The following is a 14,015-nucleotide window of genomic DNA, read 5'->3' as shown; positions in this document are numbered from 1 at the left end:
GTCAGTCAAACCGGACCAGGGTGGACAGCAGCGTCAGCACCCCGTCGCTGTCCTCGGCGAAGGGCGTTTTCCCGCTGGTCTGCCAGAGGAAGCGTTCCGCGCGCAGAAACAGCACGATATCGGCCTCCGCCAGCGCCTTCCGGGCCAGATCCGTGTCGATCGACACGGTGTGGATGAACGTGGTGGAGGCGAAGAACAGCCGCAGGGAGGGATGCAGGGCCGTCCCGTAGGAATCGCAGATCACGGCGATCTTCGGCAGCAGTGGCGCGCCGTCGCGGGATTTCGCCGTGTACCGCACGGTCGGCGCCTTGCCGGCCCGCTCCGCCCCGGCCCGCTTCCAGCGGACGCCCGGCCGCCGGAAGATCCAGGTATCGGCAGGCTCGGTCCGGTCGAGGCCGGCGTATTTGACGAGGTCGGGCAGGACCTCGCGGGGCTTTCCGCGCGTGATCTGCAGGGAGGCCGACAGGCCGGGGGCGAGCCGGTCGACGATCGCGCGCGTCATCACCGCGGCGCCTAGCGCGGTCCAGTGGGTGTCGCGCGGGTGGTAGAGCGGTTCGGGCGACTGTTCTGAGGCCCGTTCCAGTTCGTCCCAGGTATCGATGAAGCCTTCGACCGGCGCACGCCGCATCAGCGCGCGGAACCGCTCCAGCCGCTCCCGCACCACCGTCTGCCGGCGCCGGTCGCGCTCTCCCAGATAGTCGGCATAGATCGTCGGCTTGTGCGGCGCCACCGCGTACAGAAACGTCTTTCCGGCCGCCTCCACCTCTTCCTTCAGGCGCAGGATACCCGCCCGCAGGGTTGCCGGATCGTAGTCCGGCTCCAGGCCGCGGCCGATCGCGTGCTCGAAGAACACCCAGCCGTCGCGGCCCTGAAGGACCATCAAGTTGTCGAGGTCGCCGAAGATGCCGTTGTCGATCCGCGCGTCGAGCCGGCGCAACGCGCGACGCAGGGGCACCCGGTCGCGCAGCCAGGAACCGACGGCGGAAAAGCCCTCGCCGTTCAGGAAATCGGTGGCGCCGACCTGAGGGAACGGGACCGGATTGCGGTTGAGGTCCCCGGTATCCGGTCGCAGCAGCGGCGCGGCGACGAACAGGCCGGCCAGCGGCAGCGCCACCGCGATCGAAACCAGGACTTTTTCGTATCCGCGCACCGTCCCGGCCCTAGAACTGGAAATAGATGAAGCTGGTGAAGGCGCCCGCGATGACGAGCGTCAGGGCGTAGTAGTAGCCGGCGCCGACGACAAGGACGCGCCCGGCGAGGCCCGCGATGCCGTCGCGAAGCAGCAGATCCGGCATGCGGAAGCCGCGCGGCAGCACGAACACGAGCGCGGCGAGCGACAGCACCGTGGACGCCCGATTGGTCGCGGCCTGCGCCACGGCATCGGGAAGACCCGCCATCTCCGGCGTCGCCAGTGCGGCGTAGTAGCCGAGCGCGGCACCGAGATCGGGGGCGCGGAACAGGACCCAGCCGGCCATCACCAGGAGCAGCGTCAGCGCCCGCGCGCCGATCACCGCCGGCAGCGTCCGGAGCGTCAGCTCGCGCCAGCCGGTCAGCCGCTCGGCGACGAGAAGCAGCCCGTGCCACGCGCCCCAGAGCACGAAGGTCCAGGCCGCGCCGTGCCATAGGCCGGTGACCAGGAACACGATCCACAGGTTGGCGTAGGTGCGCAGGGCGCCGCCGCGGTTTCCGCCGAGGGGAATGTAAAGATAGTCGCGGAACCAGCTCGACAGGCTCATGTGCCAGCGCCGCCAGAACTCGGTGATCGAATGCGCCGAATAGGGCCGGTCGAAGTTCTCCGGGAACCGGAAGCCGAGAATGCGGCCGAGCCCGATCGCCATGTCGGAATAGCCTGAAAAGTCGAAATAGATCTGGATCGTGTAGGCGACGAGCCCGATCCAGGCGGCCGAGAAGGTCAGGTCGCCCGACGACGTGGCGAAGGCGGCGTCGGCGATGGGCGCGACGCTGTCGGCGATCACCACCTTCTTGACCAGTCCCAGCGCGAAGCGCTGCGCCCCTTCGGCGAAGTCGTCGAAACGGGTGCGCCGCTCGACGAGCGCCTCGGCGATCGTCGCGTAGCGTACGATCGGGCCGGCGACGAGCTGCGGGAACATCGAGACGTAGAGCGCGAAATCGACGAGGCTGCGCGCCGGCCGTGCCGCCCCGCGCGCCACGTCGAACACGTAGGACATCGCCTGGAAGGTGTAGAACGAGATGCCGATCGGCAGGATCACCCCGTCCCAGGCGATGGTGCCGAGCCCGGTCATGGTGCCGACGTCGTTGACCTGGGCGACGATGAAGTTGGCGTATTTGAAATAGCCCAGGATCGCCAGGTTCGCGGCGACCGCGCCGGCGATGCCGGCGACCGTCAGGCGCCGGTCGCCGCTGGTGCGCGCCCGCGCCACGACCGCGCCGCAGGCGAAGTTGAGGACGATGGAGGCGATCAGGATCAGGACGAGGGCGCCCGATCCCCACACGTAGAACAGGACGCTGGCGACCAGCAGGACCGCGTTGCGGGCGGCCACCGGCACTAGGAAATACAGGCCGATCGCGGCCGGCAGGAAGAAGATCAGAAACTCGATCGACGAGAAGACCATACCCGATCCCAGCACGGCCGGCGGCGCGACGTTTCCGCGCCGGCCGGCCGCATGCCGCGACCCGGCACTGTCGGCCGGCTAACTGCGGAACGTCTTTTCCACGTATCCGAGCAGTTCTTCAAGGGCCTGGTCGATCGACAGGTTGCTGGTGTCGATGATCAGCTCGGCGGTGTCGGGGGCCTCGTAGGGCGCCGAGATGCCGGTGAAGTCCTTGATCTCTCCGGTGCGCGCCTTGGCGTACAGGCCCTTCGGGTCGCGCTCCTCGCAGGTCCCCAGATCCGCCTTGATGTAGACCTCGTGGAAGTGCTCGCCCGCTGCCTTGCGCGCGCGCTCGCGGTCCGACTGGTAGGGCGAGATGAAGGCGGTGATGGTCACCAGGCCGGCCCGCGAGAACAGCGCCGCCACCTCGCCGACGCGGCGGATGTTCTCCGCGCGCTCCTCCGGCGAGAAGCCGAGATTGGCGTTGAGGCCGAAGCGGATGTTGTCGCCGTCCAGCACGTAGGTCTGGTAGCCGCGATCGAACAGCGCCCGTTCGAGCTTGGTGGCGAGTGTCGACTTGCCGGCGCCGGACAGGCCGGTGAACCAGAGCACGCCGCCCTTGTGGCCGTTCTGGCGCTCGCGCTCGCCGGTCGGCACGCCGTGCTCGACGCGCGTGATGTTCTTGGCGCGCTGGGTGACGAGCTGGCGCTGGTCGGCGTAGCCCTCCATCGAGATGATGCCGCCGCCGGCGATGTCGTAGCCGTCGATCAGCACGAAGCGGCCGGTGCGGCCGTTGCGGGTGTGTTCGTCGAGGGCCAGCAGGCGGCGGGAGCGCAGGACGACCTCGCCGACCTGGTTGCGCTCGACCTTCGAGGTGGTCGACGACGACAGGTCGGTGGTGTCGAGCACATGCTCGATCTCCTGCACCGTGACCCGTGTCTCGCCGGTGCCGATCTTCATCTTGTAGACCTTGCCCTTTTCCAGGGGCTTGCGGCCGAGCCAGAACAGCTTGGCCCGGAACACCTCGGTCTCGATCGGCGGGTTGGTGGTGTGCGAGGCCATTTCGCCGCGTTCGACGAACAGCTGATCGTCGAGCGTGATGCCGATGCACTGCCCGGCGCCGACCGTCTTCGGGCGCGCGTCCGAATCGGACGGTTCGGGCCACACCTCGATCGACTTGACCCGCGCGGTGTTGTTCGACGGCGAGAACATCAGCTCGTCGCCGACATGAAGGCGGCCGGATTCGATGCGTCCGGCCAGGATGCGCCGGTCGTCGAACTTGTAGACGTCCTGGATCGGGAACCGCAGCGGCCGGTCGACAGACGTCGCGGGAAGCTGGAAGGAGTCGAGCGCGCCGACGACGGTCGGCCCGTCGTACCATTCCATGGCCTGCGAGCGGGTGGCGATGTTGTCGCCTTCGCGCGCCGACACCGGCACCACGAAGGTCGGCGTCACGCCGATCGAGGCGAGATAGTCACGGTATTCCGCCTCGATCTTGGTGAAGACGTCCTCGCGATAGCCGACCGCGTCCATCTTGTTGACGGCGACCGCGATCTGCCGGACGCCGAGCAGGTGCAGCAGATAGCCGTGCCGGCGCGACTGCTCCTGAACGCCCTCGGTGGCGTCGATCACCAGAACGGCGGCGTCGGACTGGGCCGCGCCGGTGATCATGTTCTTGAGGAATTCCTTGTGGCCGGGCGCGTCGATGATCGTGTAGTCGCGCTTCTCGGTCTTGAACCAGATCTGCGCGGTATCGATGGTGATGCCCTGGTCGCGTTCGGCCTGCATCGCGTCCATCAGGAACGCCCACTCGAACGGCATGCCGCGGCGTTCGCACATCTTGCGGATCGCCTCGAACTTGCCGTCGGGCAGCGAGCCGGTGTCGTGGAACAGGCGGCCGACCAGCGTCGACTTGCCGTGATCGACATGGCCGACGATGACGATGCGCAGGAGCTGTCGGGTCGCGGCGCGGTTGGCGGCGGCGGTTGCGGAGATCGGACCAGCGTTCATGACGGGGCTTTCGGACATAATGGAATGACGGGGCTGCGGGCTTACATGTAGCCTTCGGCGCGCAGGCGCTCGAAGGAGTCTTCGGCCTCGTGGTCCATGGCGCGGCCGGCGCGCTCGGACACCTTGGTGGTCATCAGTTCCTCGACGATCTCCTCGACGGTGGAGGCCGTGGAATCGACCGGGAAGGTGATGTCTTCGTCGCCCAGGGACCGGTAGCGCTTGCCGTTGTTGGCGAAGTACAGCGAGATGAGCGGGATGCCCTCGCGCGCCGAGTAGCGCCAGATATCGATCTCGGTCCAGTGCAGGAGCGGGTGCACGCGGATATGGGTTCCGGGCGGGAAGTCGGTCTTGTACTGGTCCCAGAACTCCGGCGGCTGGTCGCGGAAGTCCCACTGGCCGGTCTCTCCGCGCGGGCTGAACACGCGTTCCTTGGCCCTGAGCGCCTCCTCGTCGCGCCGGATGCCGGCGAACAGGGCGTTGAACTTGTGCTTTTCGAGCGCCGCCTTCAGGCCCAGCGTCTTGCGCGCGGCGGAACGGGCGGCGGGAGGCAGCGTCTCGTCGGTCGCCTCGACCGGCGGGCATTCCTCGCGGATGAACTTCAGGTTCCACTCCTCGGCGTAGCGGTCGCGGAACGCGTACATTTCCTTGAACTTCTTGCCCGTGTCGACATGCATGACCGGGAAGGGCACGTGTCCGAAGAACGCCTTGCGGGCGAGCCACAGCATCACATTGGAATCCTTGCCGAGGCTCCACAGCATCGCGATGTTGTCGATGCGGTTGAAGGCTTCGCGAAAGATGTAGATGCTCTGGGCTTCGAGCTCGTCGAGATGGTTCATGGGATCTCTTCTTGTTACGTACACGGCGCGTCGCCTTGTGGAGTCGGCGCCGAATTCCAGAGAGGCCTCGGGTCGGTCCGCGACCGCCGACTGTCGCTGGTGTCTATAGCGATCGGCGCGGACTACGTAAAATGAATGCGGCGCCTTATAACGAAGCGATCCCTATGAGAAAAGACCCTTGTGCAGTGCAGCAAAATCCGTATGCCCGCGCGGCGGCATTTGAGCATCCTGTTCCATGAACGCCATTCCGCGCGTCAGTATCGTTCTCCTGAACTGGAACGGCGGAAACCGCGTCGTGGAGTGTTTTCGCGCCGTTCGGGCGCAGGAATACCCCGAGATCGAGCTTATTCTGGTCGATAACGATTCCGCGGACGGATCGGTGGAAAAGTGCCTGGCGGTTGGCGAGCCCGACAGGCTGATCCGGCTGCCGGGGAATCGCGGCTTCGCCGCCGGCATGAACGCCGGCATCGCCGAGGCGTCCGGTGACTGGGTGATGCCGCTGGGAAACGATGTCTATCTGTCGCCCGACTACGTTTCGACCGTGGTCGGCCGTGGAGAGGCGGACCCGGAGATCGGCGTCGTCGGCGGCAAGGAGTTCGCCTGGGTGGACGGCGAGCGGACCGACCTGCCGCGCCCGAGCGCCGGCGCGCTGTTCGTGTCGCGGGAGTTGCGCGGCCGCTGGGTCCCGACCTCCGAGGATACCTATGCCTTCGGCGTCTCCGGCTCGATGCCGCTGATGCGCCGCGCCATGCTGGACGACATGCGCGCGGTTCACGGCTATTGCTACGACGAGCGGTTCGGCACGGGCTACGAGGATCTCGACCTGTGGTTCCGCATGCAGCACCGCGGCTGGAAGGCGCTCTATTGCCCGGCGGCCAGGGCCTGGCATGTCGGGTCCGCCTCCGCCGACGGCGCGTCCGGGTTTCTCGACAAGCCGCCGGACTATCAGCAACGCCTGTTCCGCAACCGCCGTCTGATCTGGATGAAGGATATTTCGCCGGGCATGCGGCGGCGGCTGTGGCTGCGCTGGCACCTGTTCGAGCTGCTGCTGCCGGCCTATCTGCTGTTGCGCGCGCCCTCGGCGCTCGCCCCCTGGTGGCGGGGCCGGTGCGACGCCCGCCGCCAGGCAGCGGCGTTTCGCAGCGAGGGCGAAACGACGAGCCGGCTGGCCCTTGTGCCGGAATCGGTGATGCTCGGCTTCGTACGCTGATCTCGGGTGGCGTGTGCCGGCGGGCGCCGGCGGCCTAGTTGGGCACCACCTTGAGGCTGACCTCGCTCACCTCGATCGCGCGCCCCTCACCTTGCGTATCGGCCAGGATCGACACCAGCGCCAGCCGGGACGCCGCGTCCTCGCCGAATGCGTACTCGATCGCATAGGGCCGGAAGGTCTCGTCGAGGTCGAAACGCTGCCATCCGGAGCTGCGCCTTGCGCCGCCCGATATCGCCAGCGCGAATTCGGGGCTGGGATTGTCCGGGGCGGCACGGGCAACCACGATCAGCCGAAGCGTGCTGTCCGCGATGGCGGCGCGGATATCGCGGCTGAACATGATCCGCGCGCCTTGCGTGCGACGGTTCGCCGAGGCGCCCTCGACGCGCGACTCGATCCGCACCACGCCCGGTCCGAACAGCTCCCTGACGTTCGAAACGGTGGTGTCCTCCGGCGCCGACAGACGCGCGGCCGCCGCGCCGACGAACAGGACGGCCGCACCGGTGTCATCCAGGCGCTGCGCCACCGCATCCATGCTCGGCAGCGAGGGCGCGAATATGGAGGAGAGGACGAGCCAGATACCGAAGCCGATCGCGCCGATGACCGCTGCTGCGAAGACGACGGGCGCCGGCAGCCGCAGCGCTGCGAAGCGTCCCGGTTTCTCGTCGTCCCAGCCGGTCGCGCCGCGCGGTCCCGGCGGTGGTGTGATCGGTGGTGCTGCAGTGGGGCGCGCGTCGTCGGTGGCGGCCGATTGCTGCGCGCCGATGAACGCCGCGACGGCCTCCGACGTTGGCTCGTTCGTCGTGCCGTGACCCGCGTATTCGGATTCGATGCGCGCGATCGCCGCCTCGAGGTTTTCCCGATAGGCGCGCTCGGTCTGCGCCGACAGGGGCGGATCGGACTCTGCGATCAGATGGTCGAGCTGGACACGCGCGCGGTCATAGACCCCGACGCGGGCCGCCGCGGAGTCGCGACCCTCGGCTGCGACCGTGTGCGCGAGAACGGAATAGAAACGATCCAATGTGCCCGGATACTCCCCTCAGCCGACTTCGGCTAGGAATACCCGATGCGTCGCGCCTTTGCGATTCCTTCGATGGCTTCGGATCGGCGGCCGGGACGAATCCTCGTCAGCAGGGCAGCTTGACGGCTTCGCCCTGCCGGGGCCGCATGTAGAACGTGTCGTTCAAGGTGATCGACTCCGTCAGGATCTGGCCGATCGTGGGAATATACTCGTACTGAACCTCGGTGATGACCAGGGTCGTTCCCTCCACCCGGACACCCTCCGGTACCGACATGATCGATCCCTTCGCACGCGCCGAGGCGTGATAGGAACAGCTGCCGAGCACCTTGTCGCCCTTGGATGTGATGTCGACGCTGGTCACGACGACCTTGAGGGTCGCCGAAGAGTACGGCTCCATGATCGCCTGGGCCGCGGAGAAGATGTTGTCCATCTCGACCTGGTTGATGATATTGCCCTGGGCGACCAGATCGCCGACGGAGCCGCCCGCCGTGGTCAGTTTGCGATCGACCGTGATCGCGTGGCTGAGTTCGACGCCGCCCGCGTAGATCAGGATCAACACCGGGAGAATGAGCGCGAATTCGACGGCCGACGTGCCGCGTTCGTCCCGGCCCAGGCCTTTCCAGCGAAGTCGCTTACACGGGGTCATGGTGTTGCCTCAGAACGGCTCGTTTCGAAATGTCGCGGCTGCGGACAGCAGGAAGTTGCCATTGGCCAGATTTCTCGGGGAGATGAAGTCCGGCAGCACGGTCGGCCACTCGTAGAAGGCGCGAACCAGCATGATGTCGCCGCCCAGGCCGGGATCGTAGACGAAGTCGTCGTCCGTGAATTTGCCCTCGTCGTCGATCGGCGCCGGCTGCCTGGTGCTGAAGTTCTGAAGCTTGCGAACGTCGATCCTCAGTCCGTTGTCGCAGTCGAGCAGAGCGAATACGCCGGAACAGACGGCCTCCTTGAACTTGGCTTTGTCGAACTTCTGTTCCTGTGCCTGACCCGTGCGGATGAGGCGGGCTGCGTCGGCCAGTCCCGTTTCCATGAGCTGGCCGGCGAAGAAGATGAGTGCCGTTTCGAGGATCGCGAACAGGATGGCGAAGAACGGCAATGCGACGAGGGCGAACTCGACGGCAATGGCGCCTTCATCGTTACGGGCGAAGCGGCGAAGGAGCCGCCGCCGCACCGCCAGCGCTTGCCGAGCAATCATTCCGCTGCCTCCGAGTTGGTTCCGAGCGCGCGCATCTGCGTGGCAACACCCGCAGGTATCTTCCGTACCCGAACCAAATCTAGACAGAAAATGTTTGCCGAACCCTTTCCGGCAATGCCGGAGCCTCGGGGAATGCGGTAGGGCTTCGTTAACTCAAGCTGTGCGCCGGAGTGTCGGAGGCGCGGATCAGTTGGATCCCGCCTGGCCGGTCGCAAGCCCGATGCGATCCTGGATCTGTGTGTTCAGGGCGGAGTAGCTTTCGCCCATGTCGCCAATCATCAAGGTGCGTTCGCAGGTCGGGGCGCAGCTGTAGGAGAGTCGGCTGGGGCCGCGCTGGACGGTGACGATGCCGACGTCGTCTCCACGCACGTGAAGAGTAAGATCGCCGATTGTCTTTCCGGACGCATCCAGAACGATCATGTTGGTCACGCCGAAGCTCTTGCCGGTCACGACCAGCATTTCGCGGTTATGAACGAGGGCGTCGGCAATTGAGGGATTGCCGATAATGACGGTCGCGGCGGGCTGATCAAGCTTCACGATCTTTGCGCGATCGACCTCGACGAGGAGGGTGTCTTCGAGGGCGACTGCAGGCCGCGATGCGGCGGCCGCGACGGCCACAAACAGCGCGCCCGCGAGAATTCCCCTGAAGACCGGCATGAAGATCGGCATGGCGAACATCCTTCCGCAACCTACTCACGTGCGTGGACTGTACCGAAATATTGGTAAACGAATTGCCAACGCCGCCGGCGATGAATTACCGGGCGCCGGTTCTGTTTGACGTGGGACCGGCTCAGCGGCGCCGATTACGATCTTTCGTCGCCACGAGCCGACGGACGGTCATCAGAAATGAAATTTTCTCGTCCAATTAAAGCGTATTGAATCATGATATACTATAGGGATTCGGGCATTTTTGGAAATATAAAAGTCTATACTCCGGAAGCCGGTGTGGTTAACGGCGTTTAACCGAACTAAATATAAAAAATCTAGGGCCTATCGATGAATAAAGAGCGATATTAAATCGTTCACCAAAGGCTTTGAACTGTAAATTACCTGCAGATGTGTACGATCGAATTAAGTTGTTCGTAACGCGTGGAGCGTAGGGTCGCCCTCGGTTCGATGAACGAGGCCCAAAAAGGCCGGTCGAACCAAGCGTCTTAAGACGATAGGACAAGGAGCGATCAAGATGACCAATCTCTTCAAGAACTTCGCCCGTGACGAGTCGGGTGCCACCGCCATCGAATATGGCCTCATCGCCGCCGGCATCTCGGTTGCGATCGTCGGCATCGTGTACTCGGTCGGTGGTTCGCTGACCACGACCTTCACGACGATCAACGACAAGCTGACCGGCGCCGGCGCCTGATCTGCCGCCGCAGGCAGTTTGCCTGTTACGATCCGCCGCTTCGGTTCAGGCAGCCGGGGCGGCGTTTCGTTTTTTGGAGCCCGCCCGTTTTGTGGCGTCTGGACTTGCGGCTCCCGACATCAGCCTCGCGTTTAAGCCGCCATTAAGCGCTGCGTGGCATATACGGTGTCTCGGACTGTGCGATACCGGAGCAGTTTCGCGATATGTTGAACGCCGCCCTTTTGCTTGTCTTCCCCGGTGCGATGGCGCTGGCGGCCAGTCTCGACTTCTTCACGATGACAATCCCGAACCGGCTAACAATTGCGTTCGCGGTGTTGTTCTTCCCCGCGGCCTACTTCGCCGGACTGGCGCCTGCGGAGATCGGCATGCATGTCGCCGCGGGCGGCGCGATGCTCGTCGTGTCCTTCGCTTTTTTCGCCTTTGGCTGGATCGGCGGCGGTGACGCGAAGTTCGTTGCGGCCGTCGCGCTTTGGCTGGGCTGGAGCAATCTGCTCGAGTACGCCCTGCTGTTCTCCATACTCGGCGGCGCGCTGACCTTGATCATCCTGTCGGTTCGCCGGTATCCGCTGCCGTTCGCTCTATCACGTGCCGATTGGGCCGTGCGTCTGCATGATTCGGAATCCGGGATTCCATACGGAATTGCGCTGGCGGTGGCGGGTTTCATGATCTATCCGGCGACGTCCTGGATGGACGTGTTCGTCAGGTAGATCAGGCATTTATTGCGACAGCTATCAATTCGATACTTCTCATTAACCATAAGTTGACCATTCGATCCGCATGATCCTTTCAAACGCCGCACCTGCGCGGCAGCGAGTTGGGATGATGTGTCATGAAAGTTGCGCGTCTCGTCGTACTTGGTGTTGCTGTCGTCGCCGGCTTTTTCGCCTGGCGGCTGGCCAGCAACATTGGCAGCGATCAGTCCCCGGTCGTCGTTCAGCAGAAGGTTGATACCGACGAGATCCTGGTCGCCACCAAGGACATCCCGCCCGGCGCGACGCTTACGGCCGCCGATCTCTCCTGGGAAAGCTGGCCGCGCGACGCCATCAACCACGCGTTTGTGACCCGCAGCGGCGATCCGGAAGCCATCGATAAGACCGCCGGCTCGGTCGCGCGGACCAGTTTCTTCTCCGGGGAGCCGATCAGGGACACCAAGCTCGTGAAGAGCGGGGCCGGCGGGTTCCTGTCGGCGATGCTGCCGACCGGCATGCGCGCGGTGGCCACGAAGACGTCGCCGGAAGTCGGCGCGGGCGGGTTCATCCTGCCCAATGACCATGTCGATGTGGTTCTCACCCGACAGGACATGAGCGCCAATTCCCGCCGTGATGCCCTCATCAGCGAAACGGTGCTCCAGAACGTTCGCGTCCTGGCGATCGATCAGACCATCGAGGAGAAGGACGGCCAGATGAACGTGGTCGGCAACGTCGCCACGCTGGAGCTGCGTCCCGAACAGGTCGAAGTTCTCGCGCTGGCCCAGCAGCTCGGCGACATCTCGCTGTCGCTGCGCAGCATCATGGACGGCCCGGGAGCCGATGGGGCACCGCAGACGGCGGATGGCCTGCTGGCCGGCCGACGCGGAACCGTCACCGTCGTGAAATTCGGTGTTCCCGTCCAGGTGAACACCAATTGAGTACGAGCATATCGGGGGAATCCGCCATGGCTCGCAGGAGCATTAGATACTCGGTTCTGGCCTTCGCCTTCGCGGTTGCCGCGATCGTGCTCAACGCGGTCGGTGTGGCGCCAGCCGGCGCCCAGTCGACGGGGCACATGACCATTCAGCCAGCGGAGCTCTCGACCTCGCGCATGGTCAAGCTCGGCCTCGGAAAATCGCTGGTCATCGACCTGCCGCGCGACGCCAAGGACGTCTTGGTGTCTAGCCCCAAGGTCGCCGACGCGGTGATGCGCACCGCGCGCCGGGCCTATCTGATCGGCCTCGAAGTCGGCCAGACCAACGTCTTCTTCTTCGACGTCGCCGGACGCCAGATCGCGGTCATCGAGCTACAGGTCGATCGCGACACGATGGCGCTTTCGCAAAACATTCGACAGCTGGTTCCAGGCTCGGCGGTCAAGGTCGAGTCCATGAACGATAACATCGTCCTGACCGGGACGGCGCCGACCGCCGCAGACGCGGAGAAGGCAACGGACATCGCCGGCCGCTTCGCCGGGGATCCAGCCAAGGTCCTCAACATGATCGCCGTGGAGGGAAGCGAGCAGGTGTTCCTCAAGGTCACCGTCGCCGAAGTCAAGCGGCAGACCCTCAAGGAACTCGGCATCGACTGGAACCTGCAGATCAATTCCAGCACGATCGCCGCCAACGTGATTTCCAACCCGGTGTTCGGTCTGGGTCTTTCGCAACTGCCCGCGCTATCCGGTCCCGTCACCTGGAGCGACGGCACGACCGCCATCAGCGCCCAGGTGCGCGCGCTCGAATCCAAGGGCCTGTTGCGGGTGCTGGCGGAGCCGACGCTGTCGGCGATCAGCGGCGAGACCGCGAACTTCCTGGCCGGCGGCGAGTTCCCGGTGCCGATAGGCAATACCTGCGATCCCGATACCGGGCAGTGCCAGCTCTCGATCGAGTTCAAGCCCTTCGGTGTCGCGCTTGCCTTCACGCCCGTCGTGATGTCGGCGAACCGCATTAGCCTCAAGGTCAAGACCGAAGTCTCCGAGATCGACCGGCAGTCGGAAGTCGTGCTGCAGGACACGCGCATTCCCGGCATCAAGACCCGGCGCACGGACACCACCGTCGAGCTGCCCAGCGGCGGTTCGCTGGCCCTGGCCGGGCTCATCCAGCAGGACACCAAGCAGGTCTTCAACAGCGTGCCCGGCATCGGCGACATCCCGATCCTCGGGACACTGTTCCGCAGCCGCGACTTCCAGAGCGACGAGACGGAGCTGGTGATCCTTGCGACCCCGTACATGGTCGAGGCGACCTCGAGGGACGAGCTTGCTCGGCCCGACAAGAATTTCGCGCCCGCGTCCGATCCCGCCGCCGTCCTGCTGGGCCGTTTGAACCGCCTTTACGGTCTCGCCGAGAAGAATCCGGCCGGGAACTACCGCGGCCCGATTGGCTTCATTGTTGAATAGGGGGCGGCACTAGCCGAAGCATCGATGAACGTCAGGTCGAAGAAAATGCCGATCTCGTACTCTGCTCGCCGTGTCGTGATGGTCGCCCTCGTCGGATTGCCCATCGCCGCCTGCCAGTCCGATCGCGTGGTGACCGGTTCGGTGCCCACGTCGGTGGAACAGCGCTATCCCATCGGGGTTGTGCCCGAACGCGTCAAGCTCGATCTCAATGCGACCGGAACCCGGTTGTCGAGACCCGACAAGGCGATGGTCGAGGAATTCGTGCTCGGCTGGCGTCGGCAGGGTACCGGCGGGCTCGAGGTGATGGCGCCGACGGGCACCGCGAACGAAGCCGAGGCCGCATCCGTTGCCGAGGAGGTCAAGGAGATCGCCTACGCTTACGGCATGCCGATCGAGTCGGTCCATATCGTGGGCTATCGCACCACGCAATATACCGCGCCGGTTCGTCTTGCCTACGAGCGGTCGACGGCGACGCTGGAATGCGGTGCCTGGCCGACCAATGCCGGCGGTGATTGGCGGAACCTTCCCTACGAGAACTTCGGCTGCGCCTCGCAGAAGAACCTGGCGGCGATGGTCGAGGACCCGCGCGATTTGAACGGACCGCGGTCGGGGACGACGCCGCGTGACGGCCAGCGGCGCGACACCGTGTACGGCAAATATCGGAAGGGCGAGGATCCGTCCACGATCTACAACGACGCGGGCACTGGTCAGATCAGCGAGGTCGCGCAGTAG

The 14,015-nt window shown here is 65.1% G+C and carries 14 protein-coding genes; 6 read left to right on the top strand and 8 right to left on the bottom strand.

Annotated features, from left to right (window positions below):
* Position 1: 1 nt before the first annotated feature.
* From ACSF9G_RS18200 to cysD, 4 genes are all read right to left on the bottom strand, one after another.
* On the bottom strand, positions 2–1,150 hold the full coding sequence (locus ACSF9G_RS18200; RefSeq protein ID WP_436643536.1) for an alginate O-acetyltransferase AlgX-related protein: 1,149 nt from the start codon (positions 1,148–1,150) through the stop codon (positions 2–4).
* Between the two features lie 10 nt (positions 1,151–1,160).
* Positions 1,161–2,594, bottom strand: a complete 1,434-nt coding sequence (locus tag ACSF9G_RS18195) for an MBOAT family O-acyltransferase (protein ID WP_436643535.1) — start codon at positions 2,592–2,594, stop codon at positions 1,161–1,163.
* Between the two features lie 78 nt (positions 2,595–2,672).
* Complete coding sequence (cysC, locus tag ACSF9G_RS18190; protein ID WP_436643534.1) at positions 2,673–4,583, bottom strand: adenylyl-sulfate kinase; 1,911 nt, start codon at positions 4,581–4,583, stop codon at positions 2,673–2,675.
* A 41-nt stretch (positions 4,584–4,624) separates the two neighbouring features.
* Positions 4,625–5,419 carry a sulfate adenylyltransferase subunit CysD gene (gene cysD / locus ACSF9G_RS18185; protein ID WP_436643533.1) on the bottom strand — a complete coding sequence of 265 codons (795 nt, stop codon included), beginning with the start codon at positions 5,417–5,419 and terminating at the stop codon, positions 4,625–4,627.
* Between the two features lie 235 nt (positions 5,420–5,654).
* On the opposite strand from cysD, the gene ACSF9G_RS18180 reads away from it, so the two are divergent.
* Positions 5,655–6,629 carry a glycosyltransferase family 2 protein gene (locus ACSF9G_RS18180; protein WP_436643532.1) on the top strand — a complete coding sequence of 325 codons (975 nt, stop codon included), beginning with the start codon at positions 5,655–5,657 and terminating at the stop codon, positions 6,627–6,629.
* Positions 6,630–6,663: 34 nt separating this feature from the next.
* Here the strand turns inward: ACSF9G_RS18180 and ACSF9G_RS18175 are convergent, their stop codons facing one another.
* The 4 genes from ACSF9G_RS18175 to ACSF9G_RS18160 all read right to left on the bottom strand — a co-directional run bounded on the left by ACSF9G_RS18175 (position 6,664) and on the right by ACSF9G_RS18160 (position 9,511).
* Entirely contained in the window at positions 6,664–7,647 is a 984-nt protein-coding gene (locus ACSF9G_RS18175; RefSeq protein ID WP_436643531.1) for a hypothetical protein, read from the bottom strand.
* A 106-nt stretch (positions 7,648–7,753) separates the two neighbouring features.
* Entirely contained in the window at positions 7,754–8,293 is a 540-nt protein-coding gene (locus ACSF9G_RS18170) for a TadE/TadG family type IV pilus assembly protein (protein ID WP_436643530.1), read from the bottom strand.
* A gap of 9 nt (positions 8,294–8,302) precedes the next feature.
* Positions 8,303–8,842: a TadE/TadG family type IV pilus assembly protein gene (locus ACSF9G_RS18165; RefSeq protein WP_436643529.1), complete on the bottom strand. Its 540-nt coding sequence runs from the start codon at positions 8,840–8,842 to the stop codon at positions 8,303–8,305.
* 186 nt (positions 8,843–9,028) lie between these two features.
* Positions 9,029–9,511: a pilus assembly protein N-terminal domain-containing protein gene (locus ACSF9G_RS18160; RefSeq protein ID WP_436643528.1), complete on the bottom strand. Its 483-nt coding sequence runs from the start codon at positions 9,509–9,511 to the stop codon at positions 9,029–9,031.
* 514 nt (positions 9,512–10,025) lie between these two features.
* On the opposite strand from ACSF9G_RS18160, the gene ACSF9G_RS18155 reads away from it, so the two are divergent.
* The 5 genes from ACSF9G_RS18155 (at position 10,026) to ACSF9G_RS18135 (ending at position 14,015) form a co-directional block, all read left to right on the top strand.
* On the top strand, positions 10,026–10,202 hold the full coding sequence (locus tag ACSF9G_RS18155; RefSeq protein ID WP_261615596.1) for a Flp family type IVb pilin: 177 nt from the start codon (positions 10,026–10,028) through the stop codon (positions 10,200–10,202).
* 203 nt (positions 10,203–10,405) lie between these two features.
* Positions 10,406–10,909 carry an A24 family peptidase gene (locus ACSF9G_RS18150; RefSeq protein ID WP_436643527.1) on the top strand — a complete coding sequence of 168 codons (504 nt, stop codon included), beginning with the start codon at positions 10,406–10,408 and terminating at the stop codon, positions 10,907–10,909.
* Positions 10,910–11,031: 122 nt separating this feature from the next.
* Positions 11,032–11,829: a Flp pilus assembly protein CpaB gene (cpaB, locus tag ACSF9G_RS18145; RefSeq protein WP_436643526.1), complete on the top strand. Its 798-nt coding sequence runs from the start codon at positions 11,032–11,034 to the stop codon at positions 11,827–11,829.
* Between the two features lie 26 nt (positions 11,830–11,855).
* Complete coding sequence (locus tag ACSF9G_RS18140) at positions 11,856–13,283, top strand: type II and III secretion system protein family protein (RefSeq protein ID WP_436643525.1); 1,428 nt, start codon at positions 11,856–11,858, stop codon at positions 13,281–13,283.
* 24 nt (positions 13,284–13,307) lie between these two features.
* Entirely contained in the window at positions 13,308–14,015 is a 708-nt protein-coding gene (locus ACSF9G_RS18135) for a CpaD family pilus assembly protein (RefSeq protein WP_436643524.1), read from the top strand.

It is taken from the genome of Microbaculum mangrovi (genome assembly GCF_051390635.1).
GTDB lineage: Bacteria > Pseudomonadota > Alphaproteobacteria > Rhizobiales > Tepidamorphaceae > Microbaculum.
Note: the sequence above shows the minus strand (reverse complement) of the source record. Positions and strands in the feature narration are given on the sequence as shown.